Here is a 3556-nt window from a genome sequence, read left to right as displayed (position 1 = left end):
CGTGAGCCGCACCGATGTGTATGCCGTAATCATGGGATTGCTCGAAACCGTGGCCGATGAGCTGGCCGACGGCAACACCGTGAGCCTAGGCAAGCTCGGAACCTTCACCGTAAACCTGAAAAGCGACAGCGCCGAAACCGCTGAAGCCGTTACCGCTGCCACCATCAAAGGGGCAAAGATCGTTTACCGCCCCGGCGCCGAACTCAAAAACATGCTCAAAACCCTTAAATTTGAGAAGAAAGCATGATGAACCTGCAGTTCCTCAAAAAAATGAACCGGACAAAAGGTAAGGATAGCGCGATCATACAGGAACTATCTCTTATTTTTGGTTGGTTTATAAACGAGTTAGCATCCTTAATAAAAACCTTAACACATGAGCTTAGACACGACGTACATTAAGGTAGTGACAGATTCGACAGTAAAATCAAAATCTTTTGTTGAAAAGACAATTACTATAGAGAAATCAGATTATAACAAAGTTGATTATCTATCAAAAGTTTTTGACCTATTTGGCATAATTAGTTGGCCATTAGCAATTATTATAATTGTTCTTCTTCTTAAAAGGCAGATTATTCAATTGTTAGAGATAATTAGCTTAAAAATAAGGGACAGCAAATCTTTTTCAATATCAAAAGAAGGGATTTCGGTTGCAAGTGGCGTGACAGGTGAAATACCTCTTGATAGTAAGACCAAAGATTCGACAAATAACATTTTTCCAGACTTTCCTTTAGCTGACAATTCTTCGAAAAAGATTCTTAGTACATTATGGATTCATCAAATTGAATATGATCCTGATTTCAAAACACGTTGGACATTTACGTTGGGTGCAAATAGTCCTGATTTCACATCTTTTTTACAGGCAATTCAAAGACTACAATGGCTTGGAATAATAACAATTGAGAGACGTAACGGACAATTCTTTTTGACAGACTTAGGCATAAAGTATTGTGAAACAAACAAAGACAAACTAGGAGACTTTTCATACTTTAAACAATAAATTACGGTTGCTAACAAAAACTATATGTCAATTGGGGTTTCATTGCGGACAGCAAAGTTCGCAGCCCGCAACAACGACATCGGGGTTCGACAGGAAAGCAACCCGCAATCCCCAACTGCATATAGTTCCGAACGTTGATGCCAATTATAAAAATAATAATGCCAAAAAACAAATCAATACGAGGAATTTTAGATGACTTCATGAATAGTGATGCATATAGAAATCAAGAAAGATTATTGAAGGAAAGAAGGAAAACAATTAAGACTGGAAAAGCTGTATTGCATTTAGAGTATATAGGGGAATTTACAGAGACTGACTTGAATGAAATAAATGATAATTTGAAAAAGGTCAATTTACAATTAAGTTCCTTCAATAAAAGCGGAGTATTTTATAACGCATTAGATGAATTTTCATTAGACTCATTTTTTGTTTTGAGCCAACCTCTCATTTCTGAAATTATAAAAATTATCGGCACAAGTGCTTTATGGGATTCCATTAAATGGTCACTTCTTTATGGTTGGAGAAAATTGAAAGGAAAGAAATACTTTAAAAGTTCTACTGGCACAATTGAAGAAAAAGAAATCAAATTTGGATTAAATGTAAAATTAGATAAAAATACAGAGTTCAATTTTAAATTAGAAGGTGACATAGATGAAAGTACAATTGAAACATCCCTTGATAAAATTCTCGACTTTTTGAAAGAACAAAAACCAAACAAGAGTTATAAAACTCCTGATTATGCTTATTTTTCAAAAGAAAAAGATATGTGGATTAAGGTGGACGTTATGGAAGAAATAACAAAAAGGATTAAAAAGAATGAGAAAAAGAAAAAGTAACTGGCAACAACGCATGGCACCGCCAAATTAAAAAAAACCCACCCACCAACCATAACCAACCATATTGTAAATTAAAACATGACATTAAGCTGGAACGAAATAAAAGACAGGGCGTTGAATTTCTCAAAAGAATGGGCTGACACTTCAAAAGAAGAAGCGGACGCCAAGCCGTTTTTAGTTGAGTTTTTTAATGTGTTTGGCATTAGCAGTAAGCGGGTTGGCACTTTTGAGCATCGGGTTAAAAAGCTTGACGAGAAGGACGGTTACATTGATTTGCTTTGGAAAGGGACGATTCTGATTGAAATGAAAAGCCGGGGCAAAAACCTCGACAGAGCCTATCAACAAGCAATTGATTACACACACGGACTCAAACAACATGAATTGCCCAAATACATTCTTGTTTCCGACTTTGAAAATTTCCGGCTTTACGACCTTGAAGAAGATAAACACATCGAATTTAAGCTCAACGACTTTGTAAATAACGTGCAGCATTTCGGGTACATTTTGGGCTACCAAAAGAAGGTTTATAAAGAGCAAGACCCTGCAAACATTAAGGCAGCGGAACTGATGGGTAAACTTCACGACCGGTTAAAAGAGATCGGCTACACAGGACACCCATTGGAAGTTTATCTGGTGCGTATTCTGTTTCTGTTGTTTTCCGAAGATACTACCATCTTCAACAAGCAACAGTTCCAGGAGTTTATTGAGCAACGGACGAACGAAGACGGAAGCGACCTTGCAGCCAGGTTGCAGGAACTCTTTCAGGTACTGAATACACCCAAAGAAAATCGTTTTAAAAACCTTGACGAACAGCTTGCCGACTTTCCGTATGTAAACGGGAAACTCTTTGAAGAAATATTGCCAACGGCGAGCTTCGACAGCAAAATGCGCCATGCATTGTTAGATTGCAGTTACATTGACTGGAGCAAAATTTCGCCTGCTATTTTCGGTTCCATGTTTCAAAGTGTAATGAACCCGACCGAAAGAAGGAATCTGGGAGCGCATTACACCAGCGAAACCAATATTCTGAAGCTTATCAAACCCCTTTTCTTAGACGATCTTTGGCGCGAATTCAATGCTTCAAAAGGCTCAGCGCCCAAACTCAGAGAATTTCACAAGAAACTGAGCACCCTCAAATTCCTTGACCCTGCCTGCGGTTGCGGTAATTTCCTGGTGATAACTTATCGTGAACTGCGTTTGTTGGAATTGGAAGTTTTAAGGGAGTTATATAAATCAGGGCAAAGAGTTACGGACATTGGCAATATTCTTTGGATTAACGTTGACCAGTTCTATGGCATCGAGTACGAAGAATTTCCTGCACGTATTGCCGAAGTGGCTATGTGGCTGATTGATCACCAAATGAACATGCTCATAAGCAATGAGTTTGGACAATACTTTGTTCGCCTGCCTTTGACAAAAGCTGCTAAGATTGTTCAAGGCGATGCTCTGGAGATTGAATGGCAATCATTGCTCAATCCTTTAAACACTGTAGATGTTTTCGCAAAGCATGCCAATATTTATTTGGTAAATGAACCTCAGATTGAATATGGCAAAGTGAATGTTCAAGCTAAATCTTTCGCTTTTCATAGAGGTAAACCCGAACCATCCAATGAAATCAAATTTGATTATGTCATTGGCAATCCGCCTTTTATTGGTTCCAAAATAATGAAACAATACCAACGCGACCAAATTGTAAAACTGTTTGATAATGCCGACGGTAGTG

At 38.1% G+C, this 3556-nt stretch carries 3 protein-coding genes and 1 pseudogene; all 4 read left to right on the top strand.

Going from position 1 to position 3556, the window contains the following annotated elements:
- A partial coding sequence (locus IH597_00255) for an HU family DNA-binding protein (protein ID MBE0660874.1) occupies positions 1-247 on the top strand: 247 nt, incomplete at its 5' end.
- Positions 248-373: 126 nt separating this feature from the next.
- A complete protein-coding gene (locus IH597_00250; GenBank protein MBE0660873.1) occupies positions 374-997 on the top strand; it encodes a hypothetical protein in 624 nt (207 codons plus the stop codon).
- 158 nt (positions 998-1155) lie between these two features.
- On the top strand, positions 1156-1833 hold the full coding sequence (locus tag IH597_00245; GenBank protein ID MBE0660872.1) for a hypothetical protein: 678 nt from the start codon (positions 1156-1158) through the stop codon (positions 1831-1833).
- A gap of 78 nt (positions 1834-1911) precedes the next feature.
- A pseudogene (locus IH597_00240) lies at positions 1912-3300 on the top strand (class I SAM-dependent DNA methyltransferase).
- Positions 3301-3556: the final 256 nt, after the last annotated feature.

The sequence above is a fragment of the Bacteroidales bacterium genome (assembly GCA_014860575.1).
Classification (GTDB): domain Bacteria; phylum Bacteroidota; class Bacteroidia; order Bacteroidales; family JAAYJT01; genus JAAYJT01.
This window is presented reverse-complemented; position numbering and strand designations above follow the sequence as displayed.

Coding starts and splice junctions, on each gene's coding strand:
- IH597_00250 (MBE0660873.1), top strand. CDS start 374: ATGAGCTTAGACACGACGTACATTAAGGTAGTGACAGATTCGACAGTA.
- IH597_00245 (MBE0660872.1), top strand. CDS start 1,156: ATGCCAAAAAACAAATCAATACGAGGAATTTTAGATGACTTCATGAAT.